Genomic DNA, 24,366 nt, shown 5'->3' with positions numbered 1-24,366 from the left:
GACATCCGGCAGCCCGCCGGATGTCCAAGTGTCGGCGGGGGTTAGCGGACCAGGCCGGCCAACCGATTGGCTTGGAGTGCCCGCCCCCTTGAGGCCGCGCTGGCCTTGTAGGAAACCTTGCCCTCCAGTCGGTCTTGCACCGCGCTGCTGTCGCCCCCGCCAGCGGCATGTCCCCAGGTCACCACCCGACCGTCGGCGGTCAGCGCCACGAAACCGTGGGTATTGCTGTAGAGCGCTTGCACTTGCGTCAGTTGCCCGACCACCGCCGAGGTATCGCCGCCAACCGTTTCATTGCCCCACGCCACCACGGTGCCGTTTTTTCGCAGGGCGGCGAAGGCCATCGATGAACCGGTTACCTGAACGATGTCATCCAGGGCTGCGATATCCGCGGGTACCTCGCCCCCCTCCGCCGGGGTGCCCCAGGCCACCACATGGCCATTGCGTCGCCGTGCCGCGAAGGCACGCCAGGTGGAGCAGACCTCGACAATGTCCGTCAGCCCTCCAATCAACGGATCGATCGTGCCGCCATAGGCCGCGGTTCCCCAGGCGACGACCTGGCCCGTAGCGCGCCGGGCGGTAATGGCCCGGGCATTGGCACAACTCAGTTCGATGATGTCGGTCATGGCCGCGATGTCTGCTGGTACGCTGCCACCATAGTCGGCATGACCCCAGGCGACGATTCGACCGTTACCTCGATAGGCGGCAAAAGCGCCATAGCTGCCGAGCACGACTTTGATGTCCGTGAGGCCTGCGATGTCTGTCGGCACCGTTCCGCCGTTGGCGGCCAGCCCCCAGGCGACGACATGTCCAGTGGTGCGCAGGGCTGCGAAGGCTTGCCCAGCGGCGACCACCTCTTCAATGTCGACCAGGTCGCCGATCGCCGCGGGAACGGTAGCGCCGTTGGCTGCCGTGCCCCAGGCGACCACGCGACCCGTGGTTTTCAAACCGGTGAACGCCGTGGCATTGCCCACGACCTGAGTAAAGTTCAACGGATCGACCCCGGTCATGAGCCCGCCTTCGGTGCTGGTTCCCCAAGTCACCACGGCGCTGTTGGCCCGGCGGGCCGCATAGGCGCTACGGGTACAGCTCACTTCAACGATGTCATCCATGGTGATGATGGTGGGAGGAATGGCGCCGCCATAGGCGGCATTGCCCCAACCGAGCACGTCGCCGACATCGCGATGGGCCACGAAGGCCGCCTGGCCGGTCACGGTTGTGTCTATCCCGTTGCCGATGATATTGGCCGGATTGAGGGTGAGTTGATCGTCGGCCGTACGCACCTGCAACGGTTGATGCGGGGCGATATCGCGCCAGGTGGCGGCCGTCTCCCACTGGCTGTCGGTGGCGTACTTCCACTGCGCCTGGACAGGCTGGCCGGTGGTGGCATTGAATGCGCTCAAGACACGGCTGGCGCCGGAGGCCCGGTAGGTGCTGCGGGTGTAGCGCGCGCCCATGACCTTCAAGGTTCCAGCGCCGATCACCTTGCGCACGTCGTACTCGGTGGGGGTGGACGGCCCGTCCGTGCCCCCGGCCTTGCGCACGACCGTATAGCTCAAGGAAATGCTGTGGCCGTCATTGGCGTTGATCACCGCGTGGGGCACCTTGATCGAACTCAGCTCCTTGTCGGCTTCCGAAGGCAGGACCGTGTGCGGGTAATGGGTCGTGCTCTGTCCTACTACCGTCACGGTAATCTCATCATCGGTCTTCAGGAGAGCCGAGGCCTTGATGACCACAGTGGCGCCGCCAGGAAAAACATCGTCAGGGTTGAGTTGGTCTTCCTGCTCCCCCGTCGCTTCCTTGAACGTGGCTTCAGGCAACCGGAACGCCTGCGCCTGTACCAACAGTTCGTAATCCTTTCCAGGCTGTTCGTCCCCTTCGAGCAGTACGACCCAATAACTGATCGTGACCGTCTGGTCCACGCTGGCCAGCACCACGCTGCGGAGCACCGGGAACTCGACCAATTGGCCTTGTTGGGCGCCCGTGATCCGCTTGTCATCTGCAAATCGAAGCTCGCCATCCTCGGTGGTCCATGTCACGTAAAAGCGATCCCCAGCGTTTTCCGGATCGTTGGGCTCGATGTCGATGTGGGCACCGTTGAGGGCATTGGCCGGATCCAGCACGTCATCGACGGCCTCGCGGACCGAGGCGGGATCAAGCAACGGTTGGCGCGCTTCGCCGATGACGAAGACCAAGGGATTTGCATAGCTGTACTTGCCCGTCGCGAACCGCAGGATGTCGTATTTGACCGTCAGTTCCTCATTGCGATGGGCTTCGAAGTATAGCTGCACAAAGGCCGCGTTGAGCGGGAACTCCACTTTCTTGCCGGCGCTCAGCGCATTGAGCTCCTTGGAGTCCTCATACAGTTTTTCACCCTGGGCATCGAACAATTGCCAGCTCACCACGTCCTTGGCGACGGTCGGCGTCGCCACGGGAGGGGGACAGGTGACCTTGCTGATGCCGCTGGGCAAGTCGCCCGGCTCCAACGCACCGTCCTGTTCGCCATCGACGATGGCCTTGACCAGCTCGAACTGTGGCTCGCCCACGTTCAAGAGCGCCGCATGGCGCGAACCGCGACGGACGATTTCGCCGTTTTCGTCGCTGAGCAGGTTGTACGAGAGGTCCAGGGTGCCACCCTCGAGGGTCTTCAGGTGACGACCCTCGACGGGGATGAAAAAGTCCTCCTTGTCCCTGATTTCCTGCCAGGTGGGGAAATACCACTCCAGCTCCGGCTCGTAGCTGCTCTGGTCGGGGCGGGTCCCGAACCATTTGAGTTCGATGGCCATGCCCTCCTCGATGCGCTCGTCGAATGGAATGCGGATGCGGGTGCTGGTCAGGTCGGGATCGAGCGCACCGCTCTGGGCATCCTCGGCAATGGGCGCCGCCAGTTGAGTGGGCTCGCCGATGATATTGACGAAACGGCCCTTGGACTGCTGGATGACGATGCCATTGCGTTCCAACTTGTAGGAGAACACAGCCTGAGTCTTGGCCAAGGCGCGGGCGGTGCTGTTGGACAACAGGACAACCTCCACGACGGGCGGGTTTTTCTCGATCGGATGGCGAACCGTCTCCTCCACCGGGTCACCGTCAAGGGTGGTGCCCTTGACGCGCAGGATGATTACATCGTCCTTCTCGAACAAGTCGACATCGTCGGCCCAGACCTGCAGGCGAAGGGCCTCATCGCCGAGTGTGTCAAGGTTGAGCACGTTGCCGTTGGCCTGTTCGAGGATCGGCGCGTCCAGCCGCGAACTGCCGGTGTCGACCACCAGGCGCGTCTCCGCGCACCAGTCCTCGGAGACGTTGTCCACCAGGTCGTGGACCTTGAAGGTCACGGCCAGGCCCTCAGGGCCTGTGTCCCCTATGACATCGATAATAATCTCTTTGGGGACGTGGACAATGATGGGGTTACTGACCGGGTCGTCGATCTGCGCCTGGATGACCGGAGCGGACTTTACCGGCTGGCCGCCCCAGCTCAAATGGATCACGTCGCCTTCGGCAATGTTCGGATAGGGTAACGGGCTCGGGCTGCCCGGCTTGGCCTCGATAATGATGTCGACACCCTTTTCAGCAGTCTCCTGGTCCACGTGACCGTCGAGCTCAGGATCGATGTACATGTACAGCTCGGAATGCGAACCGGGGTTCGGGTCGGTGTCCTGGCCCCCAGGCAGTTCCAGCTTGACGTAAAGCCTGACCGGTGGGGTGTAGGTTTCATCTGCCTGACTGGGCCGCTTGACCACATACGTCAGCTCGTGGGGCCCGGTCAACAGGCGCCCCGGCGGCACCCACAAAGTCACGCGCTCACCCAACTCGGTGTCGTCGACGATCGTGTGCTGATCGACCTCTCCGCCGTCCAACAGCAACTTGACGTTGTCGCCTTTGCCCATGGTCGTCGTCCAGGCCGGGATGTAAACCTTCAGCCCCTTGTTCGGGAAATTGCCTTGGACCGCGGCGAAGTTGAGACCCCACTCGCCCGAAGGCAGGTCCTGCTCGGTACGCCCGGGGATGTCTGGAGGGAGCAGTGCCAGGATTGAGACGTCTTTTTTCGGTTGAGTCAGCATGACGGGCACTCCGGTCGCGGAAGGGACGATGGAGTGATTTATGACGTGGGTCGTGTTCGCTGACTACTGTCAGAGCTGACAGGTTTGAGCGGGTTGCAGACGAATGGTCGGGGTTTGCTGGCCCCCCCTGTCTGGGCAAGGACATGAACGCCCCCCCGTGGCGAGGGAGCTTGCTCCCGCTCGGCTGCGCAGCAGTCGTAAAACCGGCTGGCGCGGTCTCACCTTGGCGACCGCAGCGCCTGGTTTGGGGCTGCTGCGCAGCCCAACGGGGATAAATCCCCTCGCCACAGGTTGTGGTTTTATACGGTTTAAGACCTGGCCATCGTCTATGTCTTCAGAACATAGCAGATCGTCCAGCGACGCCCTTGGCCTGCACTGTTGGCCGACCAATGAGTGGGGCGTCCGAGGTACGAACCACCACGCCAGCCAACGGTCCCGCCCGGATCGTTGACGAGCCAGATGGGTTGATCTTGTCCAGTGTCTTCCGGCCAGTATGGATAATAGGCGTGAAGATTGCCCCACTCGTTCCAAAGCCATCCGATTTTCCGAGTAGAGGTGTTAGAACTCCAGTCCTCGTGCAGCGCTGGCCGATACCCCTTCCCTGCATTGGCCTGTACAAACGCGTAGTGCTCAGGTACATCCCGTTTTGCCAGCGTGGTCAAGTCGAAATACTTGGCAGGCGCGTTGAGCGTGTAAATAATTGTTCGCATAACCCCATCGCGGGCAGTAACAGTGGTTGGCACGGTCCCACGCAGGGCGAAGGAGACCACCCCGGTCGCTGAGTCGACTTTGACAAGGTCTGAGTCGGAGGAGCTGTAGGTGACCGTCCCGACCGCGCGACGGACGGTTCGCTGGAAGGATGCACCGTAGAAAGCCGTAGTGGGCTGGAAATTAGGCGTGTTCCAACCATTGACCACGAAATTGTTCCATTCCAGTCCCAGCACTTTCAGCGGATAGCGCAGGGATTGCTCGGTGATTGGCTGGCCATTGCGAAAAACCTGATAGAACACATTCACGGTGCGATCGCTGTTGGGCAGCAGGGTCGCCTGGGTAATTGCGTAGTCGATCGGCTCGATGCGCTCGACCCGTTTGGTCTGTGTGGCACTGCCATCAGCGGTGCCTTCGAAGGTCATGGTGATGTCTTGGCCGATGACCATGCCTTCGAATGGCTGGACCCGAACAATGATCCCGCCGGGCAACACACTGGGGTCGACCGCATGATTGGCATCGGCTTCGACAACGTCCGGCGGCGGCAATACGTCGGGCAGTGCGTTAACGACATAGGTTCGGATTGGGAAAATCTGCGCCTCGGCCTCGTTGGTGGTTTTGCTGAAGTCCACTTTGAACTCTACCGTCAGTTCACTACCGTGCTTGAGCTCTTTCAAATAGCTGTAAGAGGCGGTCGCCGGGGCAAGTTTTACCCCGTTGTCCACCCACTCTTCATCGACCCTCGGCCCTCTGGGTGGTGGTGCCCAGATATCCAATTGTAATTGGCGGTACCGTCGGCTTTCGTCCCCTTCAGACGCAGCCAGACATCTTGACCCACTGCGATAAGCGGCCAGATCCCCAGCCCGCAAATGACATCGGAATGGATGGCACTCAGATCCAGCTCAAGCCCTTCGCCATTGCCAGCGGCTTGCAGAATCTTCGGCTTAGCCATCAACAGATCGTCCTGCTTGAGGGGCTGCACCGCCAAGTCAAAATCAGGGGAAGGGATGGGATCCTCGCTACCCCGGATAATCACATAGGAAACCGTCACAGACTTGTCCAGGTTGAAGGCCACCACACTGTTGGGGATTTCGATAGCCAACCCATCGCTGACCAACGACTCCCCCGACGTATATGAACCCTCGGCAGGCGTTCCCGGCGCACCGGTCCAGGTGACCTTCAGTTTGTCGGTGGGCAGCAGGTCATCGTTGACCGGCACTTCGATGGTCAGCGTGTCTTTGGCATTGACCGGGTTCAGCGTCGCGCCGTCGGCCTCTTTCACCGATGGCGCGTGCAGGTCCAGCGCCGTCCCGATCACAAACTCCAAGGGGTTTGAATAACTGTACCTGCCGGTCTCGAACCGCAGGATGTTGTAGTCGGCGGTCAGTTCTTCACCGCGATGGGCTTCGAAATATTGCTGCACGAAGGCAGCGTTGAGGGGGAACTCCACATCCCTGCCGGCGTTCAGCGCATTGAGGATCTTGGAGTCCTCGAACAGTTGCACGCCTTGGGCATCGAGCAGTTGCCAGGTCACCTCGTCCTTGGGTTTGGTCGGGTTGTTGACCGGATCGGGGCAGATGACCTTGCTGGTGCCGTTGGGCAGGTCGCCAGGTTCCAGCGCGCCGTCCTGTTCGCCGACGACGATGGGCTTGACCAATTCGAGCCATGGCTCACCCACGTTCAACGGCGTCGCATGACGCGAGCAGCGGCTGACGATCTCGCCATTTTCGTCGCTGAGCAGGTTGTACGAGAGGTCCAGGGTACCGCCCTCGAGGGTCTTGAGATGGCGGCCCTCGACGGGAATGAAGAAATCCTCCTTGGCATCGACTTCGTCCTTGCTGGGGAAGTACCAGTCCAGCTCCGGTTCGTAGCTGCTCAGGTCGGCACGGGTCCCGAACCATTTGAGCTCGATGGCCATGCCCTCTTCGATGCGCTCATCGAACGGAATGCGGATGCGGGTGCTGGTCAGGTCTGGATCGAGCGCGCCGTTCTGGGCGTCCTCGGCAATGGGTGCCGCCAGCTGAGTGGGCTCGCCGATGATGTTGACGAAACGGCCCTTGGACTGCTGGATGACCGTGCCGCCGCGCTCCAACTTGTAGGAGAACACTGCCTGGGTCTTGGCGAGGACGCGGGCATTGCTGTTGTCCAGCAGGACATTGACCACGGTGGGCGGGTTTTCCTCGATCGCTTGGCGAGCAGTGTCCTCGACCGGGTCGCCGTAGAGGGTAGTGCCCTTGATGCGCATGATGATCACGTCTTCCTTGGCGAATAATGCCGTGTCGTCGGCCCATACCTGAAGTTGCAGGGCTTCATCGCCGAGCGTGTCCAGATCGAGCACGTTGCCGTCGGCCTGTTCGAGGATCGGCGCCATCAGCCGCGAACTGCCGGTGTCGACCACCAGGCGTGTCTCCGGGCACCAGTCCTCGGATACGTTGTTCACCAGGTCGTGGATCTTGAAGGTCACGACCAGGCCTTCGGGACCTGAGTCCCCTATGACATCGCGAATAACCTCTTTGGGGACGTGGACAATGATGGGGTTGCTGGCCGGATGGTCGATCTGCGCCTGGGTGACCGGAGCGGACGTTACCGGCTCGCCGCCCCAGCTCAAGTGGATCAGGTCTCCTTCGGCAATGTTCGGGTAAGGCAACGGGCTCGAGCTGCCCGGCTTGGCCCGGACGGTGATGTCGACACCGTTCTCGGCAGCATCCTGGTCGACGCCATCCTCGACGAGCGCGGGGTCGATGTACATGTACAGCTCGGAATGGGAACCGGGGTCCGGGTCGGTGTCCTGGCCACCGGGCAGCTCCAGCTTGACGTAAAGCCTGACCGGTGGGGTGTAGGTTTCATCCTGCTGGCTGGGCCGCTTGACCACATACGTCAGCTCGTGGGAGCCGGTCAGCAAGCGCCCCGCAGGGACCCATAAAGTCACGCGCTCACCCACTTCGGTGTTGTCGGTGATCGTATGCTGATCGACTGCACCACCGTCCAACAGCAACTTGACGTTGTCGCCGATCCCCATGCCCGTCCAGTCGAGGATATAAACCTTCAGCCCCTTGTCGGGGAAATTGCCCTGGACCGCGGCGAAGTTGAGGCCCCACTCCCCCGAAGGCAGGTCCTGCTCGGTGCGCCCGGGGATATCCGGGGCACGCAGGGCCAGCGGTGCAGGTGTTTTTTTGGGTTGAATCAGCATGGCAGGCACTCCGCTCACGGAAGGGGCAACAGAGTGATTTATGCCGTGGGACGTGTTCGCTGACTACTGTCAGAGCTGACAGGTTTGAGCGGGTTGCAGACGAATGGTCGGGGTTGGCCGAACACCGCCACCCGTGGCGAGGGAGCTTGCTCCCGCTGGGCTGCGCAGCGGCCCCAAACCAGACATTGCGGTCTTTCAGGCAGACCGCCTCAGCCGGTTTTACGACTGCTGCGCAGCCGAGCGGGAGCAAGCTCCCTCGCCACAGGTGAGTGCCACGGGCCTTTCGCCGAGTGAGTCCGGGACGAACTATTTCAAGCCGACACCGAAGGCATTTCCATAGTATTGGACATGGGCTTCCGTGCCGTTGACCAGATTCTTCATGTAGTACCGGGTCACCGGCCACGTGGCGGCTACGTCTTTGCACCAGTAATAGCCGTTACCCAGCGGCCAGCGATTGCCATAGGTATTGTAGATTTCGCGAAGCTCACCCATGGACGGCATCCGTGCGCCGCGCGCGGCGGTATTGCTGTTGATCTGGGGCCATGTTCCTCCCCCTACTCCCTCGCACAGAATGACCCCGGTGACCGAGACGCTGTAGCTTTTTTCCTGGCCTGCGGCATCGCGCGCGGTAATGGTGGTTTGCCCCCTCGACCGAACTGTCACCCAGCCATTGCCATCGACCACGGCGACGGCCGCATTGCTGGACCTGTAGCTGTAGCCGGGCCGGCCACCGCTGGCTTGATGGAGCACCGAGGTGCCCGCGCCAAAAGTCGGCAGGACATGCGACCCGTAGATGATATAAATCCTGCCGCTCAGCGTAACCGGCGAAGTGTTGAACACCAGCGGCGGCAACGCCTGCGCCACGTGGAAGGTTCTCACCGCTGAATCCGGCACTCCGCTGCCATACAAGGCCCGGACTGTCATGGGGTGAGCGCCCACCGCCAAGCCTGCCAACACCTTGCTCCAATCGCCCGCAGCGTTTGCCTGGGCATCCCCCTTGTCGCCACCATTGTCCAGGATCTTTACGTGCTGAAGACTGCTCGCGTTGCCCACCACGGTGACCTGGGTATCGGTGGTGGAGCCGTTAGGGGGAATATCGACGTTGGCGGCGTTCCTGATAAAAGTGATGGTGGGCGACCTGACGGCGGTGACGGTAAAGCCCTTCTCCGCCGATTCCTGTCCGTTGCCATAAAGTGCCTTGGCCTTGAGCCCATACGCCTTGGCCGACAGCCCCGTGAGGGTGGCCTCCCAGTTCGTCCCGACGGCGGAAATGTCGATCGGGTTGCCGATGTTGGCATTTCCATCCCGTAGCTGGATCCTTTGCCCGGAACTGCCGGTGCCGGTGACCCTGACGCTGGTTTCCACGGTGATGCCGCCGACCACGCTGCCTTTGCTGTCACGGATGTCGGTAAGCGTGGGGCTGATGTTGGCGGTCACGAAGAAGGCCTTCGCCGCTGACTCCTGGCCGCTGCCATAGAGCGCCTTGGCCTTGATGTCGTAACCCTTGACACTTAGCCCTGTAAGAATGGCTGTCCAGGTGGTGGTGTTGGCCGGAATGTCGATCGGGCTGCCGATATTGGCGTTTCCATCCCGTAGCTGGATACTCTGGCCGCTGCTGCCTGTGCCGCTAACCGTGACGCGGGTCTCGATGGTGGTCTTGCCGACTACCGAGCCCCGGCTGTCGGTGATATCGGTGATTGTCGGGGTGACACTGGCCGTCACGGAAAAGGCCAGCGGCCCCGACTCCTGGCCGCTGCCATAAAGCGCCTTGGCCTTGATGCTGTAGCCCTTGGGAGTCAGCCCCGTGAGGTTGGCGGTCCAAGTGGTGGCATTGGCCGGAATATCGATCGGGCTGCCGATATTGGCATTGGCATCCCGTAGCTGGATTCCCTGACCACTGCTCCCCGTGCCGGTGACGGTGACGCGGGTCTCGATGGTGGTCTTGCCGACCACCGAGCCCTGGCTGTCGGTGATATCGGTGAGTGTCGGGGTCACGCTGGCCGTCACGGAAAAGGCCAGCGGCCCCGATTCCTGGCCATTGTCATAGAGCGCCTTGGCCTTGATGGTGTAGCCCTTGACCGTCAGCCCCGTGAGATCAGCCGTCCAGGTGGTGGCACTGTCCGGGATGTCGATCGGGCTGCCAATATTGGCCTCTGCGTCCCGTAGCTGGATACGTTGACCACTGCTCCCCGTGCCGGTGACGGTGACGCGGGTCTCGACGGTGGCCTTGCCGACCACCGAACCTCGGCTGTCGGTGATGTCGGTGAGCGTCGGGGTGAGGACGGCGGTGACTTTGAAGGTCCGCGCCTCGGAACTGGCGCCATCGCCATAGATCGCCTTGGCGGTGAAACTATGGTTGGTCATGCTCAACCCGCTGACGACCATATCCCAGTCGCCGTTATCGTCAGCCCTTTTACGGCCATGGGAAACCGTGAGGTTGTCGAAAATCTCCACCTCTTGTCGGACACTGGCCTTGCCGGCCAAGGTCACACGGGTGTCCAACGTGGTACCGCCGTTCCTGACTTCGCCCTTGGAGTCCCGCACCGACGCGATAGTCGGTCTGTCCAGGGCGGTGACGGTAAAGGTCCGCGCGGTGGACGTTGCGCCACTGCCATAAAGCGCCTTGACCGTCAGGCTGTGGTCGGTCTCGCTCAACCCACTGATGACCAGGTCCCAGTTGCCGTTGTTGTCGGTTTTTTTGCGGCCATGGGACACCGTGAGGTTGTCGAAGATTTCCACTTCCTGCTCGATGCTGGCCTTGCCGGTCAGGGTGACTCGGGTATCGACGGTGGTGTCGCCATTGTCGAGCTCGCCTTTGGAGTCCCGCACTGAGGTAATTGACGGAACGGCCAGGGCGGTGACGGTAAAGGTCCGCGCGGTAGACGTTTGACCGCTGCCATAGAGGGCCTTGGCCGTCAGGCTGTGGCCGGTCACGCTTAACCCGCTGATGTCCAGGGTCCAGTTACCGCTGCTGTCGGTTTTTTTACGGCCATGGGACACCGTGAGGTTGTCGAAGATTTCCACTTCCTGCTCGATGCTGGCCTTGCCGGTCAGGGTGACGCGGGTGTCGACGGTGGTGTCACCATCGTTGAGCTCGCCCCTGGAATCGCGCACCAAGGTGATCGAGGGAACGGTCAGCGCGGTAACGGTAAAAGTCCGCGCCGCAGACGCTTGGCCGGTGCCATAAAGCGCCTTGGCCGTCAGGCTGTGGCCGGTCACGCTCAAGCCGCTGATGACCAGGTCCCAGTTGCCGTTGCTGTCGGTTTTCTTGCGGCCCTGGGACGCCGTGAGGTTGTCGAAGATTTCCACTTCCTGCTCGATACTGGCCTTGCCGGTCAAGGTGACGCGGGTGTCGACGGTGGTGTCGCCATTGTTGAGCTCGCCCTTGGAGTCCTGTACGGAGTTAATCGAGGGTGCCATAAGGGCGGTGACGGTGAACGTCCGGGCACCGGAAACGACACCGGCGCCGTAGAGGGCCTTGGCGGTCAGGCTGTGGCGGGTGACACTCAATGCACTGAGGTCCCGGGTCCAGTCGCCAGCGGCGTTGGCGGTCGCGTCGCCCAGTGAAGCAGTGGCGTCGTCGAAGATTTCCACCCGTTGCATGGCGCTGGCCTTGCCGGCCACGGTGACGCGGGTGTCGACGGTGGTATCGCCATTGGCGAGCTCGCCTCGGGAGTCGGTCACCGAGTCGAGGGTGGGCGGCACCAGGCGTACGGCCGTGAAGGTCCGACGGTTCGAGACATTGCCGCTGCCGTCCCGGGCCTGGGCCGTCAGGCGATAATCCTTGGCCTGCAATCCACTCAGGGGAAACGTCCAGTCGCTCTCCAATGCCACGGAAGCCGTCCCCACCCCGGCGGAGTCATCGAAGAATTCCAGCGTCGACTCCGGCGTGGCGACACCACTCAGGGTCACGCGGGTATCGACGGTATAGTCACCCTCGCTGATATCGCCCCAGGTGTCGTAGACCCTCTGGATATCGGGCACGACCCAGTCATGCCTGACCTTGAAGGTATATTGCGTGATGGGGCATTCGATGGCAGCGGCCTCATCCGCCTCACCGGAAAAGCTCACCCGGCAAACGACCTTCAGCGGCGTATTGTGGCCGAGCTTCTCCAGTTCGTTGCGCAGTACCGACTCGCGCAGCCCATTGCTGGCCTGCCCTGCGGAAATGGTCGCGCCCGCCAACAGCACAATATCGTAGGACGTGGCGTTATCGGTCTGCCCTTCCAGACGCAACCAGACCTTTTGCCCGGCGGCACTGAACGACCATTTGCCCACCGTGGCCTCAGCGTTGCCGCTGAAGGTCGCCAGGTTCAGCTCCTGGCGATCCGCATTCGCCTGGGTAACCCGCGGATGCGGCAATTGGGTTTCCGGGTCGGCAAAGGCGCTGATGGTCAGGGGCAGGCTTTCAGAAGGCGTGAAAAAACCGTAGCGCTGGACCTCATAACCCACGCTGACCACTCGGCCGATATTGGGCCCGACGAACGACGCGTCCAGATGAAACCGTACCTTGCCGCTTTGATCCCCCGGTTGTTCCTGATCCTCGGAAGAACCGGGACCGGGGGTGCCCAGCCACTTCAAGATGACCGTATCCAGCGCCGGATCCATGCTTTCATAGCCGATCTCGATATCGACACCCGCGAGCGCGTTCATGGGATCAAGGAGCGTGTCGGGTGCCTGGATCACCTTGGGTGGGGGTAACTCGCCGACCAGGAAACCGATCAACAGGTCCAGCGTTTCCGAATAGCTGTACGCTCCGCTGGCGTGTTTGAGGGTGTAGCGGACCTTGACGGTCTGGCCGATATTACCCGTCACGAAATCGGCATCCACGCGAAATGTCACAGGCTCGCCAGCAGACACTGCCGTGATCGGTATCCAACTGCTGGTGCTGGCGAGCGGGTTGGCACCGGTCCAGTAGTAGGTCAGGATGTCGCCCTTGACCGTGCCCCGATAGTCGACCAATACCTTGACCTTATCGAAGATCTTTGACGGATCGAGGACCCCGTCCGGGGCTTCCGGAACCTTGGGGGGCGGTAGCGTCGCCCCAGGCGCCTGGACCTTGACCAATAGATGTTCGGACTCGCTCACCCCATAAATCGCCGCCTGATCATTGGAGACCTGGTACCACAGGTCAAGGCGGCCGTTGGCAAGCACGCTGATGTGTTCGGCACCGACGTACAGCGTGACCGACTTGTCGTCGGCTTCATTCCGGCTGACGGTGTGGGTTTGCGGATACGCATACGGTGTGCCGTCAGCTCGCGTGCCTTCCCAGATCAGCTCGATGAAATCCCCATTGGCGATACCCGGGTACGAGATGAGCACGTTGGCCATCTGGGTGTCCGGATCGAGGCTATCGCCCACCTGCTCGCGAAGGACCGGAGCGGGATGCGCATAAACATCGCCCACCACACTGGCGAACGCGCGCTTGGACGAAAGGGGTGGATCACCGTTCTTCTTGGTCAGCACATATGAAGCCTCGGCCGAGCCCATAGCAATGGCGCGGACCTCTGCGTAAGGCACCTTCAAGGGCAGGATGCTGGGTATATTGGTGATCTCGTGTGCCTGGGTATGGATCAGCGGCTTGCCGACTTGTGGCGTGCCGATCCAGGTCATGGTCACCGTATCACCGACCTCGAACTCTTGCGTCGCGAGAAGGATCTGCACGGTGACATCCTGCTGGTTCAACGCCTTGAGATCGATGACGCCGTCGACCGCGTCCTCGATGATCGGCGCGACCAGGCGCCAGGCCCCGGCATCGACTTTCACGGTGGTGGTCATCGACCATTTTTCCGAGTAATTCCACACCTCGTCATGCACTTCGTACTGCACCAGCAGCGCATTGCTGTCGCCGCCGGCCAGGATCTTGGCCTGGTCGGCGATGACTTCGATGGGCTGTGTGCCCTCGACCTGCTCTTGGGTCAGTTCCAGGGCGTCGAGGAAGACACTGCCCCATTTCACCTGGATAACGTCGCGCACGGCAATGTTGGGGTAAGGCTCGATCGCCATGGGCACGCCTCTGGCGGCCCATTGGGCATCGACACCTTGAGCGATCACCTCGGCCGGCAACTGCACAATCTTGAGTTCCGAGTGCCCTGGCAGGTGCGGGTTCTTGTCGCGGCCACCGGGTCGGTCCAGCTTGACCAGCAAGCGCAACGTCGAGGACGGATCATCAGGGATCGTCTCACCCTTGCGCAGCACCACGTAATAGCAGCGTTCGATCCAGCCGGGCACAAACCATTCCCTGCCCACGAAGAAGAACAGACGCTCGTTTTCCTGGCCAACCAGCAGTTCGTGATGCCAGACGACGTTCGCATCCAGATAGACATCGACGATATCGCCCGCCTGCATGGGCGCGCTCCACGGATCGATGATGCAAAAAGCCCCCTCTTCGTGGTCCTCGACCACGCCCAGGCCGATACCGCCGTCACCGTCCACGATGGGGCTGGCCATGCCCGCGATGATGAGCGCCCAGTTTGACAATTGACCGTCGGTGGAAGACTTGGGAGGCGGTAAATAAAGGCGAAAAGAGGTCATGGCCAGTTCCTTTATCCAGCACGATACGGTGGCTTTCAGATCGCAACGCGATAGGTTGGATTTGGCACCACATCAGCCGGATCGGCTACTGTCGGAACTAACAGGTCGGCGGGGAGTTTCGACGAACGGTAGGGACATCCGTGGTCTGAGTTCAGGATGGCTACGCCCGCTCGCAAGGCTTGGTGACGTAGTCGTCGGCACCCATCTCCAGGCCCAGGACCTGGTCGTGGCTGTCGTCCCAGGCGGTGAGCATCAGGATCAGCGGATCGACCCGCGTCCGCTCACGTGCATGATCGCTACGGCTGGGCACACTGACCTATTAGCCGCTGCGTTCCGGTAACTGGCGATCAGTTCGGAGCGCGCGGTGTCGTCTTCGACCAGGAGAATGTTGGGCATGGGTGCTTCCAGAAAAGTGCTGTGGCGCTGGTGGGGCCGCTATCGCGAGCACGCTCGATACAGCCGATCATCCTGCGCTCCATAAGTGAGCGTCGCTGTAAACTGTAATATCTGACAGTTTACAGCGCACAGGAATCGCGCTCAGATGGCACGACCCATGGTCAGATAACTCTCTGCACTGTCGGTACAGCCTTGCGATATCCAAATGGAGATCATGACAATGAGCGCAGCACGAAAACTGTCAGTCGATACAGCACGAAAATCCATCCTCGCCAATGAGTTCGAAGCCTCCATCGATCAAAATCCCCCCGCATCGTTCAGAGCAACCTTTTCCCGCGTGAGCTACCCCACCCATGGTGATTACCTGACCATCACCGCGACGCTTCGCGACCCAACCAGCTTCCACATCAAGAGTATCAGGGTCGTTTTCCTGGAAGATCCTGTCGATAACACCCCACGAACGACCTCGGGTGTGAAGGTTTTTTATGCGGATACAGCGGAGGATCCGCCTGCGGAATATTCGACACTCGATACCGCAACGGCGCTGACGTTTGACCCGCAAACCCTTTCCATCAGCGGAACGATAGACGCCCACGTCGAGAATGGCTTGGAGGATGCAAAATTCCATGACCTGACGATGAGTTTCAGTTTGGTTGCGGACTCGGGGGTTCGCTAAAGTTGAGCCCAGCAAGCACCCCAAAAAAAGCTCCGGATTTTTCAATCCGGAGCTTTTTTATTGAATGATCAAATGTTTATCGACAGCCCATCAGAAGTTGAAACTGAGGCCCGCGCTGACATTGTAATCCTGCTTGACTGTCTTGCTCTGGGCTGAGCCAGCCTCGGCGAAAACCTGAAGCCCGTGAGGCAGCGCCCAATTGATGCCCCCCGCCAATTCCAAACTGGTGGCAGAACTATCGTTGTTGAACGAACTGTCGTTGACCCCAACTTCGTTGCGCTTGATGAGTTCCTGGCCGATGGCGACACGCACCCGCGGCTGGAGCTTGTGGCCGTTACCCAGGTCGATCTCGCTGCCGATATAAGCGCCGCCCTTGACCACCAACGACCGGGTCAGTTCGCTATCGACCTCCAGGCCATTGTCCAGTCTGTAATGTTCACCAGACACCACTGCCGCGGCGACCTGAGCAAAAGGCCCCCAGAAAAAACCACCCCCCAATTGGTCTTGAAAGCCCACTTCCAGCGAGCCGCTCACACCGTAGGCGTCATAAGACCCCTTGGTTTTCACGCCATCGCTCATGCTCACGTCCAGGCGGTTGTCGAAGCGGTTGATCTTGGTCACCGCATCGACATAGAAACCCGTTTGAGGATCGAACTTCGTCAAATAGCCGCCGATAGAATAGCTGTCCACCGAGCCCGAACTGCCGTACTTGAGGTCCAACTGCGTGCGGCTGTAACCAACCATGCCGCCAACCAGCCAGTCGCTGTCACCCAGCGCTGCGTCGGCCCCGATGACCAGGCCCTGCTGCGTCTGGCTATAGCCGCCCGCGTAGGCATTCTGGACGCTGTACCGATTATTGTAGGCCCGGGTCCAGAGCCCAGGCTTGGCTCCCGTCAATCGGCGGTCGCCCATGCGCGAGTTCAACAGGGTGCTTTCGGCATAGATAATGGTGGGGGCCGTGTTGGCGATCGCCAGCACCGAACGGGCACTGGTGCTGGGCCCTTCGTCGGGGCGCAGATACCAGCCGGTACCTTCCTGAACCAACTTGTAGGTCAAGGCCCCGACGTCCACAGAACCGTTGTTCAGCGCCAGCTGTGCATTGCCCTCGGCCAGGTCCGCAATCTGGATCAAGCCATTGGCCCGGGCTCTTTCACCGGTGGCGCTCACCGACACGACGTGATCGCCCGACGCTGTTTCTGCGTTGAGGAAATCCGTTTCACCGGTATTGAAATCGGTGTGCATGTTGAAAAAACCGCTGCCGGAGAGCTCCCGGACGTTGAGGGTGTAGAACGTTGCCCCCGGCGCGAAATCCACCGTGCCGCCATTGAGCGACAGATTATTCACGCTATTGCTGCCGGTCAGGGTCCAGGTGGACTGCCCGTTGATGTCCAGGTCAGTGGTACCTTCGATGCCGCCGGTGAAGTGTGAATGATTGTCGAGCACCACGTTGGTGGTGTGCCCGGCATCGCCCTTGATGGTGCCGGTAAACGTACTCTGGTTATCGAGTTTGAGTTGGCCAACGTTTTGTACATCCCCGGTCAGCGAGGCCCGGTTGTTGAGTGAGGTGTTCACGTTGCTGCCGGCCTCGACCACCACGTTGCCCTGCAGCACGCTGTTATTGACGTTGAAATTGACGTTCGTGCCGTTTGTCACTTCCAGGATCGTGCCATTACCGCCGATCAGCGTCGAGCCGTCCGAGACCTCAATCTCCAGCGAGCCCAACGGGTTGGCCCCCACATTGGCGACGATAGCCGAACCGCTTTTACCCTCTACGCTGGAGTTGTTCAGGATCAGTTTGCTGATCTGCTCGTCGGTCCGATCCAGACCAAACGTCACGCCATTGAGGCCGCCAATGATTTGGGATTCGTTACTGAGGGTCGCTTGCCCTCCGGCGAGCTGTAAACCAAAGCTGGAACTGCCGGTGCCTTCAAGGGTGCTGTTATTCAAGTCCAGGGTGCTGTAGGAAGTAACGAACGCGCCCCCCAAATCGCCACGAACGGTGCTGCCCGACAATGTGGCGCTGGAACCGGTCGTCGTGGAAGTATTACGCACCGCCTGAAGCCCATAATCGAGTCCCGATATCGTGCTGCCGCTGATGTTGGCGTTACTGTTGACCAATGAGACGGTGACGAACCCGCTTGCCCCGGTCACTGTTGCGTCGGTCAGGTTCACGGTCGAGCCCGCGGTTGCGGCAATCTGCTGGGTCGTCCCGGTGTTGACGTTCAACGTGCCGCGCTGGGCAGTGATGCCCAGCGTGTCGGCGCCGTTGACGTTAAGCGTCGCACCGGGTGTTATGCGCCAACTTTCTACTATCGGCGAAGGCACGATGGTTTCCGTTTCGCCGGGGATCAGGTCCCGCCCCTCTGTGTAAGGGATGAAGAACGCAAGCGCCAGGGCTGATGGATATCGCCAATGATGGCCATGACCTTTCAGTAGAGAAAATTGTGCTGCGCGCATATGAAGTACCCCAGAAATGCAATTTGAAATTGGCCGGCTTGCTGATCGCCTTGATCAACATCGAGAAGACGCGCAAGACTACTGATGAAGCCAAAAATCAAATGTAGGAATATTCTGAAAACGACTCAGATAATTCTGATATGCAAGCAGGACAAATCCAGCCCCTTCACGGCCCCCCAACAGAACGCTGCCGTGAAGGGAAACATCAAGCCAGATTTCACCTCAAGCATCTTCGCAATATTCACCATTTGCATTCACTAGTCTGACCGTCGCGTCATACTCCGCCGAGGGATGATCCGTTGCATTGATCTTCACCGTGTACCAGACCTTCCAGTAGCCAATGTAGTCCCCAGGTTCCACCGGATCAGGAGGCGGTTCAGGAATATTGCGGATAACGGGATCATAAGGTGAAACGGTCATGGTGAACCCACTCTCCGGCTCACCGTCGACAATCGTGTGAGGCGTAGGAGAGCTGAAATCGGTATCCGGGGCTTCCTCGGTGTGAGCGGCATCCCTATATCCTTGCGCATGCAGGGTAACTTCCCGGCCCACTAGAAGGTGCTCAGTATTTCCAGGAATCGTGAACACCGCGTTAAATGTGTTCCGCTGCAGGTCCCCACAACGCACCAGGTTCGGATATCGCGTGGTTATATCCGGAGGGTCCATGTTAACAACAAGCGCGTTATTGGTAACCGTTTGGATAGGTGACGGATTTTCATTGGTTCCGCCAATATCCGACAGGAAATACTGAAGGCTTTTATCGCCCAGCCCGGCGCCATTAATGACCGTCCAAGGCAATTCAATCGTTACAGAGGTGTCACCCGCATTCAAAAACGCGACATCAGGAAGTCTTACGCCCTCGTACGCAGCAATAATTTGCTGTCCGTCTTTTACGGGTTTATCGGGATCGGTCCACAAAACGATAGTGATTATCTGATCGACGCCATAATCTTCAATCTCAATAACGTTGTCCACGTCCGTACTTGTAACATTGGGCTCGTTGAGTCCATCATTGGGCCCTGGATCAACCGGAGTCGGTCCAGGGACGTAGATATTTGAAAAAATATCCACGAATGATTCGCTCAGTGGCGTTGCCCCTTGCAGCAAAGTGGCCTTCACAGTAACCGGAACATCCTCTTGGGTATCGTCCCCATCCTTGTAATAGTCATCAGAAATAATGTCAAACGACACTGGAAAAACCAACTTGGTAGCCGTACCGAAAGCCTTTGTATCGACAACAGTGTTATTCCAATTAATTTGAATTTCATCCGTATCTTCCACATTGTCAACCCTGTCCACCTCCACTGTAACGCCGCCGGGCACCGCGCAGTCTTTCAAATCGATAAGACGATCAGTGCCGGAGCTTGCCAAGGGAACACGGGGCGCCTCAAGTACTGGCGACGGCGAAAACATAATCTTCAGGCCTTTAGGAACCGACAACCTACTTTCATTCCCGACGGCATCTACGAGCCGATAATAAACATAAACCGCTCCCGCAGGAAGACCGCGCAAAGTCCCCGAATCGACCTCAAACTTACCCGTTAAAGGCAACGTATAGGGTGGAGGATTAATGGGCTCATCGGTATTAAGCTCCGTATAATTTCGGCTGATATAAAAATAACATTTATCACCTGATGCCAACCCCTGGGTACCAACGACCAATTCCCAGGTACCGTTGGGTAGACTGCTGAGGTAAGCGTTGTCGATGATATTGTCCGGGGGATAGGTCGGAGTGGCGGTGGTCAACGGTGGCTGGTTCTTGGGTCCGCCAGGGTTCGGTTGGTAGTGGGCTCGTCTATCGATTACAATCGTTTCCGGATCTGATTCCCACTCATTCCCCAGAGGAGGCATCGCTTCGTATTTAACCAACCAAACAGAAGGCGTTCCGGCGGGATTATAGTCAGTCAACTTTTCCGTCGGAATACCCGCCACAAATACCGAAGGGCGGTCAGCGATAGGACCAGCAGGAAAAGTGTCCACTTCTTCCCAAACTGGATCATCCGTTGGAACGGCCGGTTCTCGGGCGATATAAACCCAGACCTCATCAGTGTCATCTTCGTTTGGCCATCGCCGCAGTGTAACCGGTAATTTTGCACCTGGCCGAAGGTACTCGATATACACGCGCCTGTCGGCGTCGCTGACAATAACACCTGGAAACTCAGGAGGATTTCCCGCTAAAGGCTCTGCCGCTGCACGCTCGCGGCGTACCCGTTCCCGGTCGATATTGGCTATTTGCTGTTTTGCATTCATTTCACGCTCTCCACAATAATATCCAGACCGCACGTTCATCCGTGCTCACTGCGTCGCCGTACACAAACACCCTGATAGCAACTACCAGACCACCGGCCAATAGTTAATTACCAGCGTTGTTAAACCTCACAAAGGACCGCACGGTTCCGTCGCCCCGGAAACAAACCGATCGACCTTCACCGTGCCTAACCTTGATTCACCAATGAACACGCCGCCCCTACTTATCTTGTAAGTCACCCCTCCTGAACCATAAAATAGAGGTTTAACATGAGGTTCATAGGGAATGGGCGGCATCTCGAACCCCTCTGGATTTTCGGCATCCGCCTGGGTGAGTTGATACGTGAATACCCCTTCCGTGCCGTCGATATACCCTTCCGAGGCGTTCAAACTGGTGTAGGCACGCCAAGTCAGCACGCATGAATCATCTTTTTCGAAGCCTTGGTAGGGGATCTTGATATGTACCCCTTCCCAAATGGGAGGGACCGTATCGCAAAGCAGATAACCTGCCGCATTGGCATTCGGAAATCGGGGTAACTTCAATACAGGTAGTGGAATAACACTGTGATCGATAAACAGCTCTCTTTCACGCGATTCAAACGCATTTCCAGGCGGCGTTATGGGTTCAACCTCGTAATAGAGATAGGCCACTCCATCTCCGGCCCATAATGGGACGGGTAACGGAATCAGGAACTCCGTTTGCGTGATCGGTCCATCGTGAGGCTCATCGTAAACGGTGGTGGTCACACCGTCTCGGCGCCAATAGACACGCAACTGATCCGTTTCGCCGATCTGGTCGGCATAGATAGGCCAGCGCGGAATGCGAGTTTGCCCGCCGTTCAACAAAATCGAGGCCGGAACCTGTCCACTGGGGGGCACATCATCTACCAGCGGTGGGTCAGCAGGACGTGGAATGTTCGTGCCGTTATTACCGTCACCGGATGTCGACATAACCTCCCCCTACTGAATTGGATGTGGAGACCACCTATCGCGTTGATTCAGAGTTAATACTTGTCCGTCGACCTTGCCTACTGTCAGGATTGACAGGTCGGTTGACCGTTTATCGGTTTTCTGGATTGGAATGAAACAAAGAAAAGAGCTGAGGCCGAGTGTCATCAGCCTCTATCTGCAACAATGTGGACGCTGAACCGTTGTCAGGAATTTCGGCTACGCAGTACCTGTGCGGCAAACAAGGCGATCCGCTGGCACGCATCCGTCAGTTTCAGTTGATCAACCACCAACCCAATCCGAATATGCCCCGCCGCACTCGGCCCGAACGCCTCGCCGGCCAGCACCGACACGCCGTAGTCGTCCAGCAGCCGCTCGGCAAAAGCCTGGGCACCCAGGCCGGTCTGGCGCACGTCGACCATCACGAACATGCCGCCATCGGGCCGCACCGGCTTGAGGCCCGGGCAGTCATCGAGCATGGCGCAGACCAGGTCCCGGCGCTGGCGATACTCCTCGTGCATCTGCGCCACTTCCGGAAAATCCTGTTCCAAGGCCACCTGGGCTGCCCGCTGGACGAAGTCCGGCAGGCCGAACAGCATGCACAACGACAGGTTCGCCAGATGGTCAGTGAGGGATTCGGGGCCCACGACCCAGCCGATGCGCCAACCGGTCATGGCGTGGGACTTGGACAGGCTATTGATTGTCGCGGTGCGCTCGGCCATGCCCGGCAGGCTGGCCGGGCTGATGTGTTCGCCCTCGTAGACCAGGTCGCTGTAGACCTCGTCACTGATCAGCCACAGGTCATGGTCAATGCACAGCCGCGCCAATGCTTGCCAGGTGGACATTGGCAGGCTGGCACCGGACGGGTTGTTCGGGCTGTTGAGCAGCATCGCCCGGGTACGCGGGGTCACAAGACGGGCAACGTCCGCAGGCTCGACCCGAAAACCGTTCTCCGGGCGAACCGCCACCGGCACCACTTTCGCCCCGCAGGCACCGAACACCGCTTCATAGGTGACATACATCGGCTCGGCGACGATGACTTCGTCGCCAGGGTTGAGCAGGCATTGCGCGACCGCATACACCGCGCACTGCGCCCCTGGCAGCACGATGACCTGTTCGGCTCCCACCGGCTGGCCGCAGCGCAGGCGATGACGCCGGGCGATGCTGGCCCGCAAGGTGTGCAGGCCGCGGATGTCCGAGTAGTGGGTCTCCCCGGCCCGCAGGCTGGCCACGGCGGCGTCGACAATGGCACGCGGCGTGTCAAAGTCTGGATCGCCCACTGACAGCAACAGCACATCCTCGCCCTGTTCGCGCAGGGCCAGCGCCCGGTCGTGAATCTGCCAGGCGGCGGCGCCATCGCCGGTGATGCGTTGGGTCAAAGCTGAAAAGCGCATGTACGTCTCCTGATTGCGCGATGTCCAGCCTCAACCCTATCTCAAATCACAAACCGCGCCACCATCGCATTCAAACCCACCGCCAGGCGCGACAGTTCGTGGGTCGCGTCGCTGGTCTGTTTCGCACCACTGGCCGACTGGGTGGCCAGGTCGCGGATGTTGACCAGGTTGCGATCCACTTCACGGGAAACCTGGGCCTGTTCTTCCGAGGCGCTGGCGATGACCAGGTTGCGTTCGTTGATCTGGTTGATCGACTGAGTGATCTGCTCCAGCGCCACACCAGCGGCCCGGGCCATTTCCAGGGTGCTTTGGGTGCGCTGGTTGCTTTGCTGCATCGACTGTACGGCCTGGCCGGTGCCGTTCTGGATGCCGGCGACCATTTTTTCGATTTCCTGGGTCGATTGCGCGGTGCGATGGGCCAGGGCCCGGACTTCGTCGGCCACCACCGCAAAACCACGTCCGGCTTCCCCGGCACGGGCAGCTTCGATGGCGGCGTTGAGGGCCAGCAGGTTGGTCTGCTCGGCGATGGCGCGGATCACGTCCAGCACCTTGCCAATGTCGCGGCCCTGGACCGCCAGGCCTTCGATCATCGAAGCGGTGACTTGCACGTCGTGGGTCATGGTCTGGATCGCGTCGACAGTTTCCACCACCCGCGAGCGACCTTCCTGGGCAGCTTGGGTCGATTGGTTCGAGGCTTCGGAGGTAGACACCGCGTTACGGGCAACCTCCTCGACAGCGGCGGTCATTTCGTTGACGGCGGTGGCGGCCTGTTCGATTTCGTTGTGCTGCTGTTGCAGGCCACGGGAGGATTCCTGGGTGACCGCGCTCAGCTCTTCGGCCGCAGCCCCCAGTTGGCTGGCGGAGCCGGCAATCTGCTCGATGGTCTGGCGCAGGCTGCCTTGCATGGCGGCCAGGGCCTGGAGCAAGCGGGCGGGCTCATCCTTGCCATCGTCGGCGATAACCTGTACCAGGTTGCCGCCGGCGATGGTCCGGGCCGCCTCCAGTGCACGATTGAGCGGGGTTACGATGCTGCGAGTCAGCAACAATGCCAGCACGATAGTGGCCAACGCAGCGATGATCGAGACGATGATGATACCGGTGATGGCGCTATTGTAGTTCTCACCCGCCTTGGCCGATGCTTCGCCAGCGCCTGCCACGTTTATCGCGATGAGCTTGTTGAGCTGCTCACCCATCAGGTCGGTGCCTTCCTTGATGCGCGTATTGATGTGGGTGCGCAACTGGTCGACCTTGTCCTGGCGCGACAGCTCCAGCATTTCCTGCTGGGCTTGCAGGTATTTTTCCAGGGTGGCCGAAAAGGCCTTGTACAGCTCGGCCTCCTCTGGTGTGGCCTGCAGTGCGGCGTAGCTGTCATTGGCCTTGTGCAGTTTCTCCACCAGCACGTTGATGCGGGTCTCGGCCTCTTTCAGGCTGGCCGGATCCCGGTTGACCAAAATCCGAAACGAGAGAATTCGCATACGCAGAACGCTTTCCATGACGTTGCCCAGGTACCCGACACTGGGCACTTGGTTCTGCTCCATGTTCAACGAAGCCTGGCGGATGATTGACATGCGATTGGCGGCGAACACGCCGAGGGCGACCACCAGCAAAGCGATGAAGGCGAAGCCTAAAAAGGCTCGGGGGGCGATATTCAGACTGCGTAGAGACATGGGAAGACCTCGCGACGTTGGAGTCGAGCATCCATGCCATCAGCGCACTGGTTGAAATAATTATGGATGCGCCTGACTCGTTATCGGCCGGGCT

The 24,366-nt window shown here is 59.8% G+C and carries 10 protein-coding genes and 3 pseudogenes; 2 read left to right on the top strand and 11 right to left on the bottom strand.

What is annotated here, in order from left to right; all coding sequences use genetic code 11:
• Window positions 1–41: 41 nt before the first annotated feature.
• The 5 genes and pseudogenes from PSH86_RS12760 to PSH86_RS12740 form a co-directional block, all read right to left on the bottom strand.
• Window positions 42–4,055 carry a hypothetical protein gene (locus tag PSH86_RS12760; protein ID WP_305490123.1) on the bottom strand — a complete coding sequence of 1,338 codons (4,014 nt, stop codon included), beginning with the start codon at window positions 4,053–4,055 and terminating at the stop codon, window positions 42–44.
• A gap of 326 nt (window positions 4,056–4,381) precedes the next feature.
• A complete protein-coding gene (locus tag PSH86_RS12755; RefSeq protein ID WP_305490121.1) occupies window positions 4,382–5,488 on the bottom strand; it encodes an Ig-like domain-containing protein in 1,107 nt (368 codons plus the stop codon).
• A complete protein-coding gene (locus PSH86_RS12750) occupies window positions 5,473–7,953 on the bottom strand; it encodes a hypothetical protein (protein ID WP_305490118.1) in 2,481 nt (826 codons plus the stop codon). Before PSH86_RS12750 ends, PSH86_RS12755 begins: the two co-directional genes overlap by 16 nt.
• Window positions 7,954–8,259: 306 nt before the next feature.
• Entirely contained in the window at window positions 8,260–14,487 is a 6,228-nt protein-coding gene (locus tag PSH86_RS12745; RefSeq protein WP_305490116.1) for a hypothetical protein, read from the bottom strand.
• 169 nt (window positions 14,488–14,656) lie between these two features.
• Window positions 14,657–14,883: pseudogene (locus PSH86_RS12740) on the bottom strand (DNA-binding response regulator); the annotation flags it as partial.
• A 220-nt stretch (window positions 14,884–15,103) separates the two neighbouring features.
• On the opposite strand from PSH86_RS12740, the gene PSH86_RS12735 reads away from it, so the two are divergent.
• Entirely contained in the window at window positions 15,104–15,559 is a 456-nt protein-coding gene (locus tag PSH86_RS12735) for a hypothetical protein (RefSeq protein ID WP_163854120.1), read from the top strand.
• Between the two features lie 90 nt (window positions 15,560–15,649).
• Here the strand turns inward: PSH86_RS12735 and PSH86_RS12730 are convergent, their stop codons facing one another.
• Window positions 15,650–17,884 carry an autotransporter outer membrane beta-barrel domain-containing protein gene (locus tag PSH86_RS12730; RefSeq protein WP_305490114.1) on the bottom strand — a complete coding sequence of 745 codons (2,235 nt, stop codon included), beginning with the start codon at window positions 17,882–17,884 and terminating at the stop codon, window positions 15,650–15,652.
• A 74-nt stretch (window positions 17,885–17,958) separates the two neighbouring features.
• Between PSH86_RS12730 and PSH86_RS12725 the strand changes: the two genes are divergently transcribed.
• A complete protein-coding gene (locus PSH86_RS12725; protein WP_163854124.1) occupies window positions 17,959–18,123 on the top strand; it encodes a hypothetical protein in 165 nt (54 codons plus the stop codon).
• Between the two features lie 115 nt (window positions 18,124–18,238).
• Here the strand turns inward: PSH86_RS12725 and PSH86_RS12720 are convergent, their stop codons facing one another.
• From PSH86_RS12720 to PSH86_RS30570, 5 genes and pseudogenes are all read right to left on the bottom strand, one after another.
• Window positions 18,239–20,266 (bottom strand): hypothetical protein, encoded by a 2,028-nt coding sequence (locus PSH86_RS12720; protein ID WP_176688103.1) that lies wholly within the window; start codon window positions 20,264–20,266, stop codon window positions 18,239–18,241.
• 126 nt (window positions 20,267–20,392) lie between these two features.
• Window positions 20,393–21,214, bottom strand: a complete 822-nt coding sequence (locus tag PSH86_RS12715) for a hypothetical protein (RefSeq protein ID WP_163854130.1) — start codon at window positions 21,212–21,214, stop codon at window positions 20,393–20,395.
• Window positions 21,215–21,417: 203 nt separating this feature from the next.
• Window positions 21,418–22,605: a pyridoxal phosphate-dependent aminotransferase gene (locus PSH86_RS12710; protein ID WP_305490110.1), complete on the bottom strand. Its 1,188-nt coding sequence runs from the start codon at window positions 22,603–22,605 to the stop codon at window positions 21,418–21,420.
• A 41-nt stretch (window positions 22,606–22,646) separates the two neighbouring features.
• A pseudogene (locus PSH86_RS30575) lies at window positions 22,647–23,246 on the bottom strand (methyl-accepting chemotaxis protein); the annotation flags it as partial.
• A 303-nt stretch (window positions 23,247–23,549) separates the two neighbouring features.
• A pseudogene (locus PSH86_RS30570) lies at window positions 23,550–24,272 on the bottom strand (MCP four helix bundle domain-containing protein); the annotation flags it as partial.
• Between the last annotated feature and the right edge of the window lie 94 nt (window positions 24,273–24,366).

The organism is Pseudomonas sp. FP2300 (assembly GCF_030687595.1).
GTDB lineage: Bacteria > Pseudomonadota > Gammaproteobacteria > Pseudomonadales > Pseudomonadaceae > Aquipseudomonas > Aquipseudomonas bijieensis.
The sequence above is the reverse complement of the archived record's forward strand: the minus strand, read 5'-3'. Positions and strand labels throughout refer to the sequence as shown.

Coding starts and splice junctions, on each gene's coding strand:
- PSH86_RS12745 (WP_305490116.1), bottom strand. CDS start 14,487: ATGACCTCTTTTCGCCTTTATTTACCGCCTCCCAAGTCTTCCACCGAC.
- PSH86_RS12760 (WP_305490123.1), bottom strand. CDS start 4,055: ATGCTGACTCAACCGAAAAAAGACGTCTCAATCCTGGCACTGCTCCCT.
- PSH86_RS12735 (WP_163854120.1), top strand. CDS start 15,104: ATGAGCGCAGCACGAAAACTGTCAGTCGATACAGCACGAAAATCCATC.
- PSH86_RS12750 (WP_305490118.1), bottom strand. CDS start 7,953: ATGCTGATTCAACCCAAAAAAACACCTGCACCGCTGGCCCTGCGTGCC.
- PSH86_RS12725 (WP_163854124.1), top strand. CDS start 17,959: ATGGATATCGCCAATGATGGCCATGACCTTTCAGTAGAGAAAATTGTG.
- PSH86_RS12710 (WP_305490110.1), bottom strand. CDS start 22,605: ATGCGCTTTTCAGCTTTGACCCAACGCATCACCGGCGATGGCGCCGCC.
- PSH86_RS12715 (WP_163854130.1), bottom strand. CDS start 21,214: ATGTCGACATCCGGTGACGGTAATAACGGCACGAACATTCCACGTCCT.
- PSH86_RS12720 (WP_176688103.1), bottom strand. CDS start 20,266: ATGAATGCAAAACAGCAAATAGCCAATATCGACCGGGAACGGGTACGC.